Annotated in this window: 17 protein-coding genes; 11 read left to right on the top strand and 6 right to left on the bottom strand. The window is 60.4% G+C overall.

Translation table 11 applies throughout. From position 1 onward, the window contains the following. Nucleotides 1-165: 165 nt before the first annotated feature. Nucleotides 166-1,524 carry a chromate efflux transporter gene (chrA, locus tag AACY31_RS24580; protein WP_339492891.1) on the bottom strand — a complete coding sequence of 453 codons (1,359 nt, stop codon included), beginning with the start codon at nucleotides 1,522-1,524 and terminating at the stop codon, nucleotides 166-168. A 179-nt stretch (nucleotides 1,525-1,703) separates the two neighbouring features. Between chrA and AACY31_RS24585 the strand changes: the two genes are divergently transcribed. From AACY31_RS24585 to AACY31_RS24610, 6 genes are all read left to right on the top strand, one after another. Beyond that, on the top strand, nucleotides 1,704-2,363 hold the full coding sequence (locus AACY31_RS24585; RefSeq protein WP_339505206.1) for a ribonuclease T2: 660 nt from the start codon (nucleotides 1,704-1,706) through the stop codon (nucleotides 2,361-2,363). A gap of 344 nt (nucleotides 2,364-2,707) precedes the next feature. After that, nucleotides 2,708-4,279, top strand: a complete 1,572-nt coding sequence (locus AACY31_RS24590) for a sensor domain-containing diguanylate cyclase (RefSeq protein WP_339479963.1) — start codon at nucleotides 2,708-2,710, stop codon at nucleotides 4,277-4,279. 206 nt (nucleotides 4,280-4,485) lie between these two features. Further along, nucleotides 4,486-7,062 (top strand): bifunctional diguanylate cyclase/phosphodiesterase, encoded by a 2,577-nt coding sequence (locus tag AACY31_RS24595; RefSeq protein ID WP_339492890.1) that lies wholly within the window; start codon nucleotides 4,486-4,488, stop codon nucleotides 7,060-7,062. A 69-nt stretch (nucleotides 7,063-7,131) separates the two neighbouring features. Continuing rightward, entirely contained in the window at nucleotides 7,132-7,926 is a 795-nt protein-coding gene (gene xth, locus AACY31_RS24600) for an exodeoxyribonuclease III (RefSeq protein WP_339505207.1), read from the top strand. A 113-nt stretch (nucleotides 7,927-8,039) separates the two neighbouring features. Then, nucleotides 8,040-8,864 (top strand): arylamine N-acetyltransferase family protein, encoded by an 825-nt coding sequence (locus tag AACY31_RS24605; RefSeq protein WP_339479966.1) that lies wholly within the window; start codon nucleotides 8,040-8,042, stop codon nucleotides 8,862-8,864. Nucleotides 8,865-8,988: 124 nt separating this feature from the next. Further along, on the top strand, nucleotides 8,989-10,509 hold the full coding sequence (locus AACY31_RS24610; RefSeq protein WP_339479967.1) for a nucleobase:cation symporter-2 family protein: 1,521 nt from the start codon (nucleotides 8,989-8,991) through the stop codon (nucleotides 10,507-10,509). A gap of 232 nt (nucleotides 10,510-10,741) precedes the next feature. Here the strand turns inward: AACY31_RS24610 and AACY31_RS24615 are convergent, their stop codons facing one another. Next, the gene (locus tag AACY31_RS24615; protein WP_339479968.1) at nucleotides 10,742-11,092 is read right to left on the bottom strand and encodes a hypothetical protein; all 351 of its coding nucleotides are present in this window, start codon (nucleotides 11,090-11,092) and stop codon (nucleotides 10,742-10,744) included. A 262-nt stretch (nucleotides 11,093-11,354) separates the two neighbouring features. Here AACY31_RS24615 and AACY31_RS24620 point away from each other — a divergent pair, with 262 nt between their 5' ends. Continuing rightward, nucleotides 11,355-12,176 carry a shikimate 5-dehydrogenase gene (locus AACY31_RS24620; protein ID WP_339505208.1) on the top strand — a complete coding sequence of 274 codons (822 nt, stop codon included), beginning with the start codon at nucleotides 11,355-11,357 and terminating at the stop codon, nucleotides 12,174-12,176. Between the two features lie 94 nt (nucleotides 12,177-12,270). On the opposite strand, the gene AACY31_RS24625 is transcribed toward AACY31_RS24620, so the two are convergent. Then, nucleotides 12,271-12,936 (bottom strand): YceH family protein, encoded by a 666-nt coding sequence (locus tag AACY31_RS24625; RefSeq protein ID WP_339479970.1) that lies wholly within the window; start codon nucleotides 12,934-12,936, stop codon nucleotides 12,271-12,273. 130 nt (nucleotides 12,937-13,066) lie between these two features. Between AACY31_RS24625 and AACY31_RS24630 the strand changes: the two genes are divergently transcribed. After that, on the top strand, nucleotides 13,067-13,576 hold the full coding sequence (locus tag AACY31_RS24630; protein WP_339505209.1) for a DUF1993 domain-containing protein: 510 nt from the start codon (nucleotides 13,067-13,069) through the stop codon (nucleotides 13,574-13,576). 216 nt (nucleotides 13,577-13,792) lie between these two features. Here the strand turns inward: AACY31_RS24630 and sstT are convergent, their stop codons facing one another. Further along, a complete protein-coding gene (gene sstT / locus AACY31_RS24635; RefSeq protein ID WP_339479973.1) occupies nucleotides 13,793-15,025 on the bottom strand; it encodes a serine/threonine transporter SstT in 1,233 nt (410 codons plus the stop codon). A 283-nt stretch (nucleotides 15,026-15,308) separates the two neighbouring features. Here sstT and AACY31_RS24640 point away from each other — a divergent pair, with 283 nt between their 5' ends. After that, nucleotides 15,309-16,460, top strand: a complete 1,152-nt coding sequence (locus AACY31_RS24640; protein WP_339479974.1) for an MFS transporter — start codon at nucleotides 15,309-15,311, stop codon at nucleotides 16,458-16,460. On the opposite strand, the gene nhaR is transcribed toward AACY31_RS24640, so the two are convergent. Next, nucleotides 16,457-17,353: a transcriptional activator NhaR gene (gene nhaR / locus AACY31_RS24645; RefSeq protein ID WP_014339312.1), complete on the bottom strand. Its 897-nt coding sequence runs from the start codon at nucleotides 17,351-17,353 to the stop codon at nucleotides 16,457-16,459. The genes AACY31_RS24640 and nhaR overlap by 4 nt on opposite strands. A 139-nt stretch (nucleotides 17,354-17,492) precedes the next feature. On the opposite strand from nhaR, the gene AACY31_RS24650 reads away from it, so the two are divergent. Both AACY31_RS24650 and AACY31_RS24655 read left to right on the top strand, forming a co-directional pair. Continuing rightward, on the top strand, nucleotides 17,493-17,744 hold the full coding sequence (locus tag AACY31_RS24650; protein WP_339479975.1) for a hypothetical protein: 252 nt from the start codon (nucleotides 17,493-17,495) through the stop codon (nucleotides 17,742-17,744). Nucleotides 17,745-17,770: 26 nt separating this feature from the next. Next, nucleotides 17,771-18,520 carry a TerC family protein gene (locus AACY31_RS24655; RefSeq protein ID WP_339479977.1) on the top strand — a complete coding sequence of 250 codons (750 nt, stop codon included), beginning with the start codon at nucleotides 17,771-17,773 and terminating at the stop codon, nucleotides 18,518-18,520. Nucleotides 18,521-18,591: 71 nt separating this feature from the next. Here AACY31_RS24655 and AACY31_RS24660 read toward each other — a convergent pair whose 3' ends face one another. After that, entirely contained in the window at nucleotides 18,592-18,756 is a 165-nt protein-coding gene (locus tag AACY31_RS24660) for a hypothetical protein (protein WP_339479978.1), read from the bottom strand. Nucleotides 18,757-18,936: the final 180 nt, after the last annotated feature.

Raw genomic sequence — 18,936 nt, forward strand, 5'->3', positions numbered from 1 at the left:
GTTGAGCTTAGCTGATGGGCTGGGGTGTTCATTTGCGCTGGGTCATGGGGTGGCTTGTTATTGAGTGTCGCTGCGATAGCGATCAGCCGGACATTTACGGGGAGCAAATCATGCACATGAGAGCACTGAGCAATGATGACCCGGGACCGCTCGCTGGCGCCTCGTCTAGCGCAGCAAGTGCACCGCCAGCCCGGCCAGCCCGCACGCCATCAACACCTGGATCACCCCCAGCTTGTAGCGAAACAGCGCAATGGCCGCTGCGATTGCGATGAGTGCCGACCGCCAGTCCAAGGCACCTGTAAAGCTGTTGGGCCAGAGTACGTGGTAACCGAAGAAGCACGCCAGGTTGAGGATCACCCCGACCACCGCTGCGGTAATCGCAGTCAGCGGCGCGGTGAACTTCAGCGCGTTGTGGGTCGATTCCACCAGCGGGCCGCCGGCCAGGATGAACAGGAACGAGGGCAGGAACGTGAACCAGGTCACTAGCGTGGCCGCGACGGCCCCGGCGAGAAACGCCTGTTCGGGACCGAATACCTGCATCACGTAGCCTCCGACGAAACCAACGAAGGCCACGACCATGATCAGCGGCCCGGGCGTGGTTTCGCCCAGGGCCAGGCCATCGATCATTTGTGTCGGCGTCAGCCAGCCGAAGTGTCCAACGGCGCCCTGGTACACGTAGGGCAAAACCGCATAGGCGCCGCCGAACGTCAGCAATGCGGCCTTGGTGAAGAACCAGGCCATTTGCGTCAGCGTGCCTTCCCAGCCGAACACCGCGGTCAGCAGGCCCATTGGCAATGCCCACAATAGGGCACCGATGATCGCTAGCCCGGCGAGCCTGAAGGCGCTGAACCGGACGTGCTCCGGGGGCGGGGTGTCATCGTCGATCAATGCCGGGCCGAAGGATTGGTGCTTGTCATCGTGGCCGCCCAGGCTGAATTTTTCCGGCATCCAGCGACCGCCCAGGTAACCGATGAGGGCGGCACCCAGCACGATCAGTGGAAAGGGCACGTTGAAGGCGAATATCGCGGTGAACGACGCCGCAGCGATCGCCCACAGCCAATTGTTCTTGAGCGCGCGGGAGCCGATCCGGTGGGCGGCATGTACGACGATTGCCGTCACGGCCGGCTTGATGCCATAGAAAATGCCCGCCACTATCGGCACCTCGCCAAAGGCGACGTACAGCCAGGACAACGCGATGAGGATGAACAACGAAGGCAGCACGAACAGCGCCCCGGCGATCACCCCGCCCCAGCTTCGGTGCATTAGCCAGCCCAGGTACGTGGCCAGTTGCTGAGCCTCGGGCCCCGGCAGCAACATGCAGTAATTTAGGGCATGCAGGAATCGTCGCTCGGAAATCCAGCGACGGCGCTCCACCAACTCCTGATGCATGATCGATATCTGCCCCGCAGGGCCGCCAAAGCTGATGAAGCCCAGTTTGAGCCAGAACCAGAAGGCCGTTCGCAGGCTGACGGCGTCGGGTCTGGTCAGGGGCTGTTCGTCATCGGTTCGGGTCGGTTTGCTCATGGGCGACGGGGCACGTAAAAGTCAAAGGCGATCTACGTTATGGGGCGTTACGCAATTTAGATAGCCCCCCGGCAAGGTTTGCTTGTAAAAAACAACCCTTCAGAGATTTGAAACACAAGGTTGAAGCAGTCATCGCCCAATCATCCCGCTTTCGCACAATCGCCCCAAGGAGTGGGTCAATGAAACAACATCTTGCCATTGTCATGCTGATCGTACTGACACTGGGTTCCACGGGCGCGGCCAATGCCCGCGAATCCGGCAATGCACGGGCGCAATCCGTGGCCGGGGTGTTCGATTACTACCTGCTGGCGCTGTCCTGGTCACCGACGTTCTGCCTGACTCACCAGAAGGATGCGCAGTGTTCCGGCAAGGGCTACGGCTTTGTGCTCCATGGTCTCTGGCCGCAATACACCCGGGGCGGCTGGCCGCAATCCTGTGTGCCCCAGGTGCCGTTGACGGTGGCGGAGCAGAAGAAGGGCCTGACTTTGTTTCCCTCTGGCAAGTTGATGGCGCATGAATGGTCCAAGCACGGCACTTGCAGTGGCCTGGGTGCCATGGGCTACCTGGAGGTTGCCGACAAAGCCTTGGGCGCGGTGAAAATCCCACCGCAGCTGCAACCGTTCAATTCCTCGTATTATTTTGAGGCTGATGAAATCGTCCGGCTGTTCCGCCAAAGCAATCCAGGCATCGCGTCCGACGGCATTGCGGTGATTTGCAACGGGCCGCAACTGTCGGAAGTGCGGGTGTGCATGGACAAGGATTTGGCGTTCGCCGCGTGTGGCAGGGGCGTCAGAACCCAATGCCGGGCCGGGGAGATCCGGGTGCCGCCGGTACGGTGAGAGCGGCAACCCTGACCCGTGGCGAAGGGAGGTTGCTCCCGGCTGTAGAAGCTGTGTAGGAACTGTCGAGTGCAACGAGGCTGCGATCTTCCCCAATACACTTGAATCCCAAGTGAAAAATCAAAATCAAAAGATCGCAGCCTTCGGCAGCTCCTACACGGGGAATTTCACCGTTCTGAAGAGGGCATTTTTATCGGCTGGCAGGCGGTTTTTTGGATCCAGTGCAGCCACCCATCGGCTCTGCTGCACGGGTAAATTGCCGCCTCACAAGCGGTAGGCTAAGCTCACGAATATTAGAAACTCTGAGCGAATTCGCTCATGTTGTGCCCCCTTCAGGAATTCGCTTGTCTATCCCTATTCTCGATCCTTTCCACCCCCCTGGCGGTGCCTTGAAGCGCCTGCCGTTGCTCAAGGCAGCGGTTACGTTTATCGCGGCGGTGTGCCTGTGCCTCTGCGGTTTGCTTTACCTGCAACTGGAGCAGTCGCGCAGCCACGACCAGGAGTCGGCCCGCGTCGCTTCTGCGACGCTTACCCGGGCCATGGCCCAACAGGCCCAGGACACCTTTCTCCAGGCTGATCTGGTGTTGGCCAGTCTGGCGGATTGGATTCAGGTCGATGGCTACGGCCGCGCCGTACAGCCACGCTTGCAGCAAACCTTTGCCCGACGTGTGCAATCGCTTGAGCAATTGCATGGCCTGTTCCTGTTCGACAAACACGGTCATTGGATCGTGACCTCCTTTGAAAACCTGCACAGGGGAGCAGGGGTGGCGGATCGGGAGTATTTTGTGTTTCACCAACAGAATGCCTCTTTGATCGCTCATATCGGCCCGGCGATCCGCAGCCGACAAAACGGCGAATGGATCATTCCCGTTTCCCGGCGTTTGAACGACCAGGATGGCAACTTCCAAGGCGTGTTGATGGCCGGCATCAAAATGTCGTACTTCGACCGATTCTTCAAAAGCTTCAGCCTGGATGAGCAAGGCGAGATGGCCCTGGCTTTGTCTGATGGGACACTCCTGGCCCGGCGCCCTTTCGATGAGGGGCGGATCGGTCAGCCGCTGGCCGAGGAACACATCTACAACCATGCTCTGGCCGGCGGGATGTCTGGCGATGCACTCATCCGTTCGGCCATCGACGGTGTCGTCAGGCTGTATGGGCACCAACATCTACAGGCTTATCCGTTGGTGGTCACTGCTGCGATGTCTGAAGAAGCGATTCTGTCGGGGTGGCATGACAGGGCTTTCCAATCCAGCCTCATTGTCGGCCTGGTGGTGCTGGGCATTTGCTTGTTCGGCTGGGTATTCGTGCGCCAGGTACGTAACAGCGAACGGATCGAAGCGGACTTGCGCAAGGCTCAGGAAGCGTTGGAGCAGATTGCCACCCATGACAGCCTCACCGGGCTGGCGAACCGGCGCCTGTTCGAACGGGCCCTGTACGTCGAGTTCGGTCGGGGCGCCCGTCAGCACAGCCCCTTGAGCCTGATCATGCTCGATATTGATTTTTTCAAGCGCTACAACGACGCCTATGGGCACGTGGCCGGGGATCATTGCCTGGCGGAAGTGGCCAAGGTGCTCAAGGACTGTTGCCATCGCAAGGCCGATCTGGCGGTGCGTTATGGCGGTGAAGAGTTCGCGGTCCTGTTGCCCGACACCAATCTTTTGGGGGCCATGGCGTTGGCCGAGCAGATCCGCCACAGCGTCATTGACAAGCACATCACCCATTCCGGCTCCCCGACCGGCCACCTCACGGTGAGCCTGGGCTGCTATGCCTTTGTGCCCAGCAGCCTGGACAGCATCGAAGTCCTCATCCAGCGGGCCGATGCGGCGCTTTACCAGGCCAAGCACAGCGGCCGCAACCGTGTGGCGGTGTTATCGACGGAAGGTGGGCTCGATACGCTGGCGCGCTCGGATCGTTGAGATCGGGTGGAATCATCGGCAACGTGTCAGGTCCATTGTTCAGACACTGCGCTGGCGACGTACACGAGGTGTGTCGGCTTTTTCGCTAAAAACCCTGGGCTCGCCAACCGATCAGGCAGTGGGCGCTAAGGTTGGGAACACGACTGGCCCCGGATCCTCGCCGTTCTCGACACCGCAGCCAGCGTTGACAGGACAGGAGCAGGCCAATGGATTCCACTGCCGATACCCCTTCGAGCATCGCGCGGCACACCCCAATTACCCGTCGCCTGGTCGTGGCAGTCGGGGGGCTGTTTGTCCTGGGCGTCCTGATGGCGATTGCCGCGCTGTTCAACATCGCGCAAAAGCTGGACGCGGAGGATGTGCGCAAGACGCATTTCTATATCGAGCGCGCCCTCGAAAATCGCGTCACCGCCTCGAAAAACTACATCGCCAGTTACGCCTACTGGACCACCGCCTACGACCACCTCAACGGCGAGGTCGACGTGCAATGGGCCTACGCCGAACAGAACATGGGCAAGACCCTGTTCACCAATGACGAATACGAAGGTCTGTTTGTCATCGATCGACAACGCACCAAATATGCCGTGGTGCGTGGGCGCAATGTCCAGGGTGACGCCTCGGTTTATATAGACACGCCGCTGGCAGAGTTGGTGGACCAACTCCAGGCACAGCTCGACCTGACGACGTCGATGATCCGCTACACATTGTTCGAGGGCTGGCCGGCCATCGTCACGGCCTCGGTGATTGTGCCCAATGACGAGCGGCCCCAGGTCGAATCCAAAGGCACCTCGGTTTTGCTGTTCGTCGACCAACTGACGCCCGTCAAGCTGCGCAAGCTGGGCAAGAGTTATGGCCTCACCGACTTGAACCTCAAGAAAGACACCGAGCTTGAGCCCGGCCAGCCGGCCGTGCCGCTGGACAGTACCGGCTTCAGCCTGGTGTCTCGCTTGGAGCGGCCGGGCCAGCAATTGCTTTGGTCCCTGGTGCCGCCGCTGGGTGGTGCGTTGCTGATCCTGGCCCTGCTGACCGCTTACTTTTTTCGCTATGCGTTGCGCACGGCGCGGCATGTGGACGCCAGTTACGACAGCCTGGAACAGTCGGCGCATGCCCTCGAGGCCAGCGAAGAGCGCTTCCGGGCCGTGGCCGAGGCGGCTTCCGACTGGATTTGGGAAATCGACGGGCAGCAACGCATCACCTATCTGTCGGGGCGTTTCAATACGGTCACCGGGTTTTCCGAACAACAATGGCTGGGGCAGGATGTTGAGCAACTGCTGTATTGCGACACCACGCCGATTGCCCTATGGCTAGGCAAGTTGACGGAGGAACAGAACGCCAGCCACTTGCGCTGTTCCTATCGCGATTATTCCGGGCAATTGCGCTTCTGTCGTGTGTCGGCACGCCCGATCCACAGTAAGGCCGAGGTGGTGGGCTATCGCGGCACCGCCAGTGACATCACCGATGAAGTGGCGGCCCATGCCCAGGTCCAGCATCTGTCGATGCACGATGCGCTGACCGGCCTGCCGAACCGTAACAAGCTGGCGCGGCACCTTGATGATGCGCTGGTGGCCAAGGAGCATTCGACACCGCTGACGTTGCTGATGGTCGACCTGGACAACTTCAAGCCGATCAACGACTCCCTCGGCCACCCGGCCGGCGACGCGGTGTTGTTGGAAGTGGCCCAGCGACTGCGCGACAGCACCCGCGAGCATGACCTGGTGGCACGCCTGGGGGGCGATGAGTTTGTGGTGGTGCTCAATGGGATGGAGCATACCACTGAGATCGATCGCTTCTGTAAGCGGCTGATCGACAGCTTGCAACAACCGATCCTTTACGAAACCCATTCGCTGCACATCGGTGCGAGCATTGGCATCGCTGTCAGCCGCCGCCAGGGTTATGTCCCCGGTGAACTGATCCGCTGTGCCGACATCGCCTTGTACCAGGCCAAGTCCGAGGGCAAGAAAACCTGGTGCTATTTCGCCACGCAAATGAACGATCAGATCCAGCATCGTCGCCAACTGGAAAGCGACCTGCGTCTGGCCGTGAAAAAAAACGAGTTCGTCCTGCATTTCCAGCCACGCTACACCGTCGATGGTCGGGAGATCGTGGCGGTCGAGGCGTTGGTTCGCTGGCAGCATCCGACCCAAGGCTTGTTGAGCCCCGACGCCTTTATTCCCTTGGCCGAGCAAACTGACCTGATTGTCCCGCTTTCGCGTTGGGTATTGCGCGAGGCCTGCGAAACCGCACTGACCTGGCCGGGGGAGCTGATGGTCTCGGTCAACCTGTCACCGGCGCAGTTCCAGCGCAGCGATGTGGTGGAGGACGTGCGACAGGTGTTGATCGAAACCCGTTTCCCGGCGAGTCGGCTGGAACTCGAGATCACTGAAAGCGTGATGCTCAACGACGTTGATGGTGCACTGCAGGTTATGAATGCCCTGAAGGAACTGGGCGTGCGCTTGAACATGGACGATTTCGGTACCGGTTATTCGTCCCTCGGTTATCTGCGCACCTATCCATTCGATGGCATCAAGATCGACAAGCGCTTCATTGCCTCCATGAGCAGCAGCAGCAATGACCGCGCCGTGGTGCAGGCGATCATCAACCTGGGCAAGGCCATGGGGCTGACTGTGACTGCCGAGGGCGTGGAAACCCTGGCCCAGCTCGGTTCATTGGGCTCGGACCAATGCCATGAGGTGCAGGGTTATTTCCTCAGCCGGCCGATCGACAAACAAGCCTTTGCGCACTTGTTGGAGAAAGGCCCGCCCTTACCGAAAACGGGTTCCTGAAAACCTGTTGCAACCATCAAGTCCGGTTGTCGGTCACAACGGTGACTTGGTATGTCGAGTTCTGGTTCTATGAAAAACCTTCGGATTGCGACCTTCAACATCAATGGTATCCGGGCCCGGCTGCCCAACCTGCTGGAATGGCTGGAGCGGGAAAACCCCGACATTGTTTGTTTGCAGGGGCTCAAGGCCGTGGACAAGGATTTCCCGGCGGCGGAGCTGGAATCGGTGGGGTACGGGGCGATCTGGCATGGGCAGGCGTCTTGGAACGGTGTCGCGATCCTGGCCCGTGACGCGCAGCCACTGGAGAGCCGCCGAGGCCTGCCCGGCGGGAATGACGACAGTCACAGTCGCTATCTGGAGGCGGCGGTGCATGGCGTGCTGGTGGGCTGCCTGTACCTGCCCAACGGCAATCCGCAACCAGGTCCGAAGTTCGACTACAAGCTGGCCTGGTTCGAACGGCTCATCGAATACGCCCAAGGGTTGCAGGCCAGCGGTCATCCCGTGGTGCTGGCCGGCGACTACAATGTGGTCCCCACGGACATGGACATCTACAACCCGCGCTCCTGGCTCAAGGATGCGCTGTTGCAGCCCGAAAGCCGGGCGTGCTACCAGCGGCTGCTGGATCAGGGCTGGACCGATTCGTTGCGCCACCTGTATCCAGGCGAGCGGATCTACACCTTCTGGGATTATTTCCGCCAGCACTGGCAGAAGAACTCTGGTCTGCGCATCGATCACCTGCTGCTCAATCCGGTGGCCAGCGCCTCCCTGAGCGAAGCCGGCGTGGACGCCTGGGTCCGGAACCAGCCCCACCCCAGCGACCATGCCCCCACCTGGATCCGCCTGGCTTCCCGCAAACGGCGGTGACCCGAGGCATCCGGTCGATTGTTGTCTCTGTGAGGGGAATGCCTTATATCTGGCGCCCAATAGCTGTGCGCTTGTTGTGAGCGCAGCGCCGACCCTGGAAAAGGACACCCCACATGAGTCACCCCCAACTGAGCGACACGGCCCGCTATCTGCGGCGCCTGGGTTTCGACGCGCCCCCTGCGCCGAGCCTCGACACGTTGCGTCGACTGCAAGGGCGCCATACAACCGAATTCCCCTTTGAAACTCTGTCGACGTTACTGCGTCAACCCGTGCCCATCGACCTTGAATCGGTCGAGCGAAAAGTGTTCGAACAAGGGCGCGGCGGCTACTGCTATGAACTCAACCAATTGTTCCTGGCGTTGTTGCTGGAACTGGGTTTCGATGCCCGCGGCATTACCGGGCGCGTGGTGATGAATGCGCCTGAAGGCACCTGGGCGGCCCGGACCCACCGGCTGAGCCTGGTGACGTTCGACGGCGTGCGCTACATCTCCGACGTCGGCTTTGGTGGCATGGTGCCCACTGCGCCGTTGCTGCTGGACAGCCATGAGGCACAAGTCACCCCCCATGAGCCGTACCGCATCGATACCCATGCGGACGGTTACCTGCTGCGCGCCAACATTGCCGACGAATGGCGGCCGATGTACCTGTTCGATCTGCAACGCCAGGAAGACATCGACTACACCCTCGGTAATTGGTACGTCAGCAGCCACCCTGAATCCCCGTTCATGGGCCGGTTGATGGTCGCCCGCACCGGTGACGGGTTGCGCAAGACCCTCAACGGCAACAGCTATGCCGTGCACCGAATAGGGCAGGAGAGCGAGCGACGCGTGATCGTCGATGCCGATGAGTTGATCGACTTGCTGGAGCAAGAGTTTGGCCTGCGGGTGCCGCCGCGCGAGCTGTTGCGGCCGGCTGTCGTGGGGTTGCTCCAGTCATAAAAAGGCTGTTGACCGGGAAATCCTGTTCCTGCGCATGGTGATAAGTTGTATACAACTCTATGGACATTTGTTCTAAGTTTTGAATACAGTGTGCCCATAACAAAAAACAGGGAATCCCCGAACCATGAAAACGCCCCATGTTTCACTCCCACGGCCCGAGGACGAAAACCTTGGCGTCGGCGCGAATATGGCTTACGGCCTGCAACATGTGTTGACCATGTACGGTGGTATCGTCGCCGTGCCGTTGATCATCGGCCAGGCGGCCGGGCTCTCGCCCGCGGACATCGGCCTGTTGATTGCCGCTTCATTGTTCGCGGGGGGCTTGGCAACGTTGCTGCAAACCCTCGGCCTGCCGTTCTTCGGCTGCCAACTGCCCTTGGTGCAGGGTGTATCGTTCTCGGGCGTGGCGACCATGGTGGCGATTGTCGGCAGCGGCGGGGAAGGCGGCTTTCAAGCCATCCTTGGCGCGGTGATCGCCGCGTCCCTAATTGGTCTGCTGATTACCCCGGTATTTTCGCGCATCACCCGGTTCTTTCCGCCACTGGTCACCGGCATCGTGATCACCACCATCGGCCTGACTCTGATGCCGGTAGCGGCACGTTGGGCCATGGGGGGAAACAGCCACGCCGCTGATTTCGGCAGCATGGCCAACATTGGCCTGGCCGCAGTGACTCTGGTGCTGGTGCTATTGCTGAGCAAAATGGGCAGTGCAACCATCTCGCGGTTGTCGATTCTGTTGGCGATGGTCATTGGTACCGTCATCGCCGTGTTCCTCGGCATGGCGGACTTTTCATCGGTCAGCCAGGGGCCGATGTTCGGCTTCCCGACACCGTTCCATTTCGGCATGCCGACTTTCCACATCGCCGCGATCCTGTCGATGTGCATTGTGATCATGGTGACCCTGGTGGAAACCTCCGCCGACATCCTGGCCGTGGGCGAGATCATCGATACCAAAGTCGACTCCAGGCGCCTGGGCAACGGCTTGCGGGCCGACATGCTGTCGAGCATGATCGCGCCGATCTTCGGCTCCTTCACCCAGAGTGCCTTTGCCCAGAACGTCGGGCTGGTGGCGGTGACCGGGATCAAGAGCCGTTTCGTGGTGGCGACCGGCGGGGTGTTCCTGGTGGTGCTCGGTTTGCTGCCGTTCATGGGCCGGGTGATCGCTGCGGTGCCGACCTCGGTACTGGGCGGTGCCGGTATCGTGCTGTTTGGCACGGTGGCTGCCAGTGGCATCCGCACGCTGTCCAAAGTCGATTACCGCAACAACGTCAACCTGATCATCGTCGCCACCTCCATTGGTTTTGGCATGATTCCTATCGCCGCTCCGAACTTCTATGACCATTTCCCGAGCTGGTTCGCGACCATCTTTCATTCGGGCATCAGTTCTTCGGCTATCATGGCGATCGCGCTGAACCTGGCGTTCAACCACTTCACTGCGGGTAACTCCGACCAGCAATCGGTTTTTGCCGCCGGCACTGAGCGGGTGTTGCGCTATCAGGACCTGGCAGCGCTACGTGAAGGTGATTACTTCTGCGATGGCAAGCTGCACGACTGCGATGGCAACGAGATTCCCGTGGTGGCGGAGCCTGTTCACGGGGCGCCGGAGCATGCGCCGATTCGTCTGAAAAGCGGTGAGCACGTCTGACGATTACCCTCTGTGCCGAGAGAGCTTGCTCCCGCAGGGCTCTGTAGGCGCTGGCGACGGCTCGGGCCGCGTTCGGACGATTTGGTCCTTCGCTTGAGATTCAAGTGATTGGGGAAAGATCGCAGCCTCGTTGCACTCGACAGCTCCTACACAGTGGGAGCGGTTAACCAGCGAATATGAAAAAGCCTGTGATCATTGATCACAGGCTTTTTTGTACCACGCGGGTGGCTGGTTACCAGCGACCGTAATGACCACGAGGCGGGCCATAGTAGTGGCCCCGTGGTGGCCCGTAATGCACCGGTGCCGGGCGATAGTAGATCGGTCGCTCTACATACACCGGCTGCGGCTGGTAGTAGACCGGTGGTGGTGCCTGGTAGTAGACCGGCTGTGGCTGGAGGTAGACCGGTTGCTGCACATACACCGGCCGATCACGATTGATGAGGGCCGAGCCAACGATGGCCGAACCGACGATTGCGCCAAACACTGCGGGCCCCTCCCAACCACCACGACCGTGGGCGGATGCCTGGCCGGTGACCGCGAGTGCCCCCATGAGCAGGGCGATGATGGGAAGTTTACGATTCATGGCTATTCCTCGTTTCGGCCCCAACGCCTGTGGTCTGCAACAGACCCGATGAGGGTCGCGGGGATACTTGCTCTGACAACGATTTTCTCAGGATTTGTGACGCCGTTGGGTAAATATTGTGTAAGGTCTGTGGCGCTTTTCTTGACCGCGCGGCGTCATCCAGGAGCCTGAGACCGGGCTGGGGCTGGCGGTATCCTCATCGAATAAAACCTTTCGCAGCGGTGATTCCGTCTGTCCGAAAGTGAATGGCAAGGAGACACGCATGCAGATCAATCCCAACAAAGACACCCAGCTGTGCATGTCGCTATCGGGGCGTCCCGGAAACTTCGGCCTGCGCTTTCATAATCACCTGTATGAACAATTGGGCCTGAATTTCTATTACAAGGCGTTCAGCAGCCAGGACCTGCCTGGAGCTGTGGGCGGTATCCGTGCCCTGGGGATTCGTGGATGCGGTGTGTCGATGCCGTTCAAGGAAGCCTGCATTGCCTTGGTGGACGAGCTGGATCCTTCCGCTGCCGCGATCCAGTCCATCAACACCATCGTCAATACCAACGGTCATCTGAAGGCCTACAACACTGACTACATCGCCATCGCCCAGTTGTTGCAAAGCCACGCGGTGCCCAAGGACTCGACCTTTGCCTTGCGTGGCAGCGGCGGCATGGCCAAGGCTGTGGCCAGTGCCTTGCGGGATGGGGGGTACAAGAATGGGCTGATCGTTGCTCGCAATGAGGCCGCCGGGCGAGCTCTGGCCGAGTCCCTGGGGTATGAATGGCAAGCTGACCTGGGTACCCGACGGCCACAGATGCTGATCAATGTCACGCCGATCGGCATGACCGGCGGCCCGGAGGCCGACCAGTTGGCGTTTAAGCCCGAAACCATCGTCGCGGCCGAGACGGTGTTCGATGTCGTGGCGATCCCGTCGCAAACGCCACTGATCGTGCGCGCCCGGGCCGAAGGCAAGCGAGTCATCACGGGGCTGGAAGTCATTGCGATCCAGGCCCTGGAACAGTTCGTGCTGTACACCGGCGTGCGGCCCAATCCGGAGCAATTTGAAAAAGCCGTGGCCTTCGCCCGGTCCATGTAGGCGCGTTCGAAGGATGTGATCTTTTGATCTTTCTTTTTCACCTGAGATTCAATTTTTCGGGGAAAGATCGCAGCCTCGTTGCACTCGACAGCTCCTACACAGCGCCTGGCAATGACTCCAGTCTTGCCAGGCGTTCTTCCAGCGCCGCGATCCGCGCTTCGAGCTCTTCGATGCGCTCCAGCGAGACACCGCCGCCGGCACCACGCTCCACCGGGTGCTGGCGGGCGGCGAGAATCGCTTCGATGTCCGCCGGGTCGCCCATGGCGTGCACATAGCGGTCTTCGCGCTGGCCGGCCTGGCGTGGCACCAGCAGCGCCAACCCACGGGCAATCAGGCGTTCAAGCTGGTGCACCACTTGTTCGGCGTCTTCGAAGTCATGCATCCGTCCGCTGCGGGTCAGTAGCTCATTGACGGTTTGCGGGCCACGCAGGAACAGCAGGCCCATCAGGACCACCTGGGCCGGTACCAGCTCCAGGGCTTTGTCGACCCGATGCTCCCAGCGGTCGGCGCGGCTGCCCATTACCAGTTTGGTAAAGCCGCGGCCTTCCAGCGCCCGCAGGCTCTGGCCGACCTGACCTGGATTGAGATTCATCACCGGTTCGCGGCTGGTTTTCTGGTTGCAGGCCAGTACCAGGGCGTTGAGGGTCAGCGGGTAGGTCTCGGGGTTAGTGGCCTGCTTCTCGACCAGCGCGCCGAGGATGCGAATTTCCGTGCTATTGAGCCGTGGTTCTTCAGCCTGGCGTTGTTCTTCGATGCTCATCGCGCGTTCCCTATGCAGTGGAAGCCGCCTAGCCTAATCCTTGCGCAATAAAAGACAAGCTGTGCAACCAGCCGTGGCTATAATCGCAGCCGTTTGATTCATTCTTTCCTGTCACCTGCATGAGATCGCCATGACTATTTCCCTGTACGCCGCTTCCGTCCCGGTTTTCAAGCAGATGCTCAACGCGTTGAGCGACGTTCTGAACAAGGCCGAAGCCCACGCCACCGCGAAGAACATCGACCCGAACGCCTTTTTGCAAGCCCGCCTGTACCCGGACATGTTCCCGTTGGTGCGTCAGGTGCAGATCGCGGTGGACTTCGCCAAAGGTGTGTCTGCACGCCTGGCCGAGATCGACGTGCCGAAATATGAGGACAGCGAGACCACTTTCGCCGAGCTGCAAGCCTTGATCGCCAAAGTCTTGGCCTTTATCGACGGCATCCGCCCAGAGCAGATCGATGGCAACGAAGGCATCGAAATCGTCACCCGTCCGGGTACGCCGAAGGAAAAGCGCTTCAGCGGCCAGAATTACCTGCTGACCTACGGCCTGCCGCAGTTCTTCTTCCACGTCACCACCACTTACGCATTGCTGCGCCACAATGGCGTGGAAGTGGGCAAGCGCGACTACATGGGCGCGTTCTAACCCCGCAGGCATGAAAAAGCCCGGGACGGTGTGGGCCGTTCCCGGGCTTTTTTTGGCCTTGGGATTTGGGGTAGTTCTGATTGACCGAGGCGACTGCTTCGCGAGCAAGCCCGCTCCCACAAAGGTTATGTGGTGAATACAAACCAATGTGGGAACGGGCTTGCTCGCGACGGCAGTGGATCAGCTGTCACATAGGGTTGAGTCTGCCCCAATCCACTACGCCGTACGCGCGAGCTTCTCTTCCTCGCCCAGGCATGCCGCCGCCGTGAACAGCACATCCGTAGACGAGTTCAGCGCCGTCTCCGCCGAGTCCTGCAGGACGCCAATGATGAAACCCACCGCGACCACTTGCATGGCGATTTCGTTGGGAATGCCAAACAGGCTGCACGCCAGGGGAATCAGCAGCAGCGAACCGCCCGCCACCCCGGATGCGCCACACGCGCAAATGGCCGCGACAACACTCAGCAGCACCGCCGTAGGCATGTCCACTACGACACCCACTGTATGCACGGCCGCCAGGGCCAAAACGGTGATGGTAATGGCGGCGCCCGCCATGTTGATGGTGGCGCCCAGTGGGATCGACACCGAATAGGTGTCTTCGTGCAGGCCCAGGCGTTTGCTCAGTTCCAGGTTCACCGGAATGTTCGCCGCCGAGCTGCGCGTGAAAAACGCCGTGATGCCGCTCTCGCGCAGGCAGGTGAATACCAGCGGGTAGGGGTTGCGACGCAGTTTCCAGAACACAATGAGTGGGTTGACCACCAATGCCACGAACAGCATGCAGCCGATCAGTACGGTGAGCAGGTGCAGGTAGCCGAGCAGCGCACCGAAGCCGGAGGTGGCCAGCGTCGAGGCCACCAGTCCGAAGATACCCAGCGGGGCGAAGCGGATCACCACGCGCACGATGGCAGTCACGCCGTTGGACAGGTCTTCGAGCACGGTACGGGTGGTCTGGCCAGCATGACGAATGGCGATGCCCATGCCGATGGCCCAGGCCAGAATGCCGATGAAATTGCCGTTGAGCAGTGCTCGGACCGGGTTGTCGACCACGTTGAGCAACAGGCTCTGCAGCACCTCGCCGATGCCCCCGGGCGCAGTAACGGCCACATCATGTGTCGTCAGCACCAGGCTGGACGGAAACAGCGTACTGGCAACCACCGCGACCGCCGCTGCGGCGAAAGTGCCCAGCAGGTACAGGAACAGAATCGGCCGGATATGGGTTTGCTGGCCATGCTTGTGGTTGGCGATCGAGGCCATGACCAGCACGAACACCAGGATCGGCGCCACGGCCTTGAGCGCGGACACGAAGACCTTGCCGATGAACTCGGTGGGCTTAGCCAGGTCGGGCGCCAGCCATGCCAGGACGATACCGGCGATCAGACCGATGATGATTTGCGTCACCAGGCTGGTGCGTTTGAGGCGTTGCATAGGGGTAGCGGACGAAGCTGTCATAGCGGCATCTCTGATTTTATTGTGTACGACGGTCGACGAGTCAGGGCAACAAGCGGGCAGACCACATGAGCGGACCGAGAGAAAGTACGGCGTTTTCAGGCCGCGGACTCTATCACAGCCCGATGAAAAATCTGACGGACCTGTGACGATCCGTCATCCTTATCTGGGTCATGGCGTGCGGTTGTATGCCGCGTGCATTCTGTTAGGCTTTGTCGTTCTCACTTTCTTACCGCCAGCGGGCCTTTCGGCTAACGCTGGTGTCGTCGTTTCGCTGGAGTTCTGCATGTTGTTACCCATTTTCCTGTTGTCGGCCGCCGGTTTTACCGTGCTGACCACGGAATTCGTCATCGTTGGCCTGTTGCCCTCCATCGCCCGCGACCTGCACGTCAGCATTCCCCAGGCCGGGCTGCTGGTGACGTTGTTCGCGTTTACGGTGGCGGCGTTCGGGCCATTCCTGACGGCCTGGTTCGCCCGCTTCGAACGGCGCAAGTTGTTTATCAGCGTGTTGGTGATGTTCGGCCTGGCCAACATGCTCGCCGCCGTCGCCCCCAACATCTGGGTGATGGCCGTTGCCCGGTTGATCCCGGCCCTGGGCCTGCCGGTGTTCTGGGCGCTGGCCAGTGAAACGGCGGTGGACATTGTCGGGCCACAGTTGGCCGGGCGAGCCATTGCCCGGATCGGCTTTGGCATCGTCTGTGCCACGGTGTTCGGCATTCCCGTGGGCGCGTTGATTTCCGATGCGTTTGGCTGGCGCAGCGCATTCGCGATCCTGGCGGTCATTGCTTTTGCCAAGGCGTTGCTGCTGTTTATCTACTTGCCGAAAACCAACCTGCACCAGCATCAGGTGAGCTTTCGTTCGCAATTCAAGATCCTGCGCAGCCCGTTGATGCAAGGGCATGTGCTGTTGTCGATCCTGGTGTTCAGCGGCATGTTCACCGCCTACACCTATCTGGCGGATATCCTCGAACGCCTCGCTGGGTTCGATGGCACTCTGGTGGGCTGGTGCCTGATGGGCTTCGGCGCCGTCGGGCTGCTGGGCAATTCCCTGGGCGGTCGGGCGGTGGACCGGCATCCTTTGATCGCATCGATGGTTTTCTGCCTGTTCCTGATCGGCGGCATGGTGGCGTTGGTGCCGAGCATTCATTCGCCCCTCGCGCTGGCGGCGGCGATGGGCATCTGGGGCGTGACCCAGGCGGCCTTGTTCCTGGTCAGCCATGTGCGGCTGATGAAGGCGGCCCCGCAGGCCCCAGCCTTTGCCGCATCGTTGAACATTGCCGGGGCCAACCTGGGGATTGGCCTGGGGGCGATGGTCGGTGGCCGGGTCATCGATACCCTGGGCTTGGGCAGTGTCGGGTTTGCGGCGGCCGGGTTCATCTTCGTATCGATCCTGCTGGCGTTGCTGCTGATGACCTTCAAACCTCGTGTCACCTGCTAAGCGCTGAACAACTCGCGACGCGCGCCTTCGGCAATCGCGACAATGCCGGGGTGGCTGACCTTGCGCTCCACGGAAATGGCATAGAAGGATTCGCTCACCGCATCGGTTTGGCCGATCACTTCTACGCCGTACTGGCGCTTGACCTCTTCGGCGATCACGCTCGGGCCGATGAAAATCCCGCTGCCTGATTGGCCGAAGGCCTGCATCAATGCGCTGTCGTCGAACTCGCCGACGATACGCGGCTGGATCTGTTGCTCGGCGAACCAGCGCTGCAAGCGGCTGCGTACCACGGTTTCCGGCCCGGGAATCAGCAGCGGAGCGTCATGCAGGCCGTGGGGGAAGTCCTGCCCGTAGCGTTCGGCCAGCGCGGCGGTGGCGAAAAAGCTGATCCCGCATTCCCCCAGTTTCTGGCTGTAGCCCTTGATGTCCAGGTGGGTCGGCATCGGGCTGTCGGAAATCACCAGGTCCAGGCGCTGGATCGCCAGGTCCGCCAGCAGTCGTTCGAGCTTGTCCTCGCGACAGGTGATGCGCAGCGGCTCGTTCAACTCCATGGTCGGCGCCAGCAGCCGATAGACGATGGATTTGGGCACCACATCCGCCACCCCGACCCGAAACAGGGTTTGCTGTTCGTTGGGCTGGGCCCGCAGCATCAGTTCCAGTTCACCGCCCAACTGGAACATGTGTTCGGCGTAGGGCAAGGTCTGGCGGCCGGCCTCGGTCAGTTCCAATTGTCGCCCGACACGGCGAAACAGCTTGAGGTTATAGGTCTGCTCGAACAGGGAGATCTGCCCGCTGATGGTCTGTGGGGTCAGGTTCAACTGCTCGCACGCTCGCACGATGCTGCCGGTTTTTGCCACCACCCAGAAGTAATGCAATTGTCGGTAGTTGAGCATGGGTTCACCGATGTTCGTAAAAATCGAAGTATAACCGCTGAAAATACGAATTTTCCTGAAGTGTTCGCGTCTCTAGAATGCCTGGCCATTGGCGGGCCACTTTTGTGCGCCTTCTATTTTCTCAAGAGGTATTCATTCCATGACGTACAAATCCCTGGGGCTTGCAGCACTGTTGGTGATGTCCGCCACCACGCTGGCGGGTTGTGAACAGGCTGAAAAAAGTGCCCAGCAACTGATGGGGCAGGCTGCAGAAACCGCCAAGCAGGCCATCGACGACACCCACAAGGCCGCCGAGCAGGCGATCAGCGAAGCCACCGGCGGCTTGATCAGCCCGAAGAAAGAGCCGGCGGACGAAGCTGACGAAACCCAAATCCCTACTAAAACCATCTAACGCGTCACATCAGTCAGGACTGCCCCATGGATTATCTTTTACAGCTCGCCGCCAGCCCCACCGCGTGGATCGCCCTGGCGACTCTGGTCGTGATGGAAATCGTGCTTGGCATCGATAACCTGATCTTCATTTCGATTCTGACCAACAAGCTGCCCCAACAGCATCGTGCCAAGGCGCGGCGGATCGGTATCGGCATGGCGCTGATCCTGCGCCTGGGCTTGTTGAGCACCATTGCCTTCATTGTGCAGTTGACCGAACCCGTCATCGAAATCCTGGGCCAGGCGTTGTCCTGGAAAGACATGATCCTGATCGCCGGCGGCCTGTTCCTGCTGTGGAAAGCGACCACTGAAATCCACCACAGCATGGACCCAGCACCGGATGATCCCAAGTCGGCCACGTCCGGCGTGACCCTGGGCTTTGCCGCGGCAATCGGTCAGATCCTGATGTTGGACTTGGTGTTCTCCATCGACAGCATCATCACCGCCGTGGGCATGACCGAGCATTTGCCGATCATGATCATCGCCGTTGTCGTATCGGTATTGGTGATGCTGCTGGCGGCCGAACCGCTGGCCAAGTTCATCAATGACAACCCGACCGTGGTGATGCTGGCCCTGGGCTTCCTGATCATGATCGGCATGACGCTGATCGCTGAGGGTTTCGGTGCCCATGTGCCCAAGGGCTATATCTACGCGGCCATGGCGTTCTCGGCGGCGATCGAGGTGTTGAACATGTTGTCCCGTCGGGCCAGGGAAAGGGCGTTGGCCGACAACGCCTGATTCCAGGCAGGCAGAGGCCACCCGGGTCCAGGTCCGGGTGGCTTTTTTTGAGGGGAGTGAAAAGCGAATGCTCAGTGTGCGGTGGCGTGGCGTCGCGCGGATTTTGTGGTTTTTTCCGATTGCGCAGCTGGCGCGTGATGATGGCGCCGAGTGATCCGAAGTACGCCCCACAGCATGGCCGTGGCTACGCTCAGCCAGCCAAATATCAGCATCAGAATTGTCGTGGTCAGGCTCATCTGTGCCTCCTCTTACCCCTGGTCCGGGATAACGCACCTAGTACATGGACAGTCTAGTCGCTCAAGTGTTGCAGGTAATCGATCCGTGACGGTTGGGCCCGGATCGGTTCGTTCTATCGCGCTCGTAAAACTGCCGTTATGGCTATACCCAGGACTGTGCGCACCTTATGATCGTCGACC

This window comes from Pseudomonas sp. RL_105y_Pfl2_101, from assembly GCF_963970585.1.
Lineage (GTDB): Bacteria > Pseudomonadota > Gammaproteobacteria > Pseudomonadales > Pseudomonadaceae > Aquipseudomonas.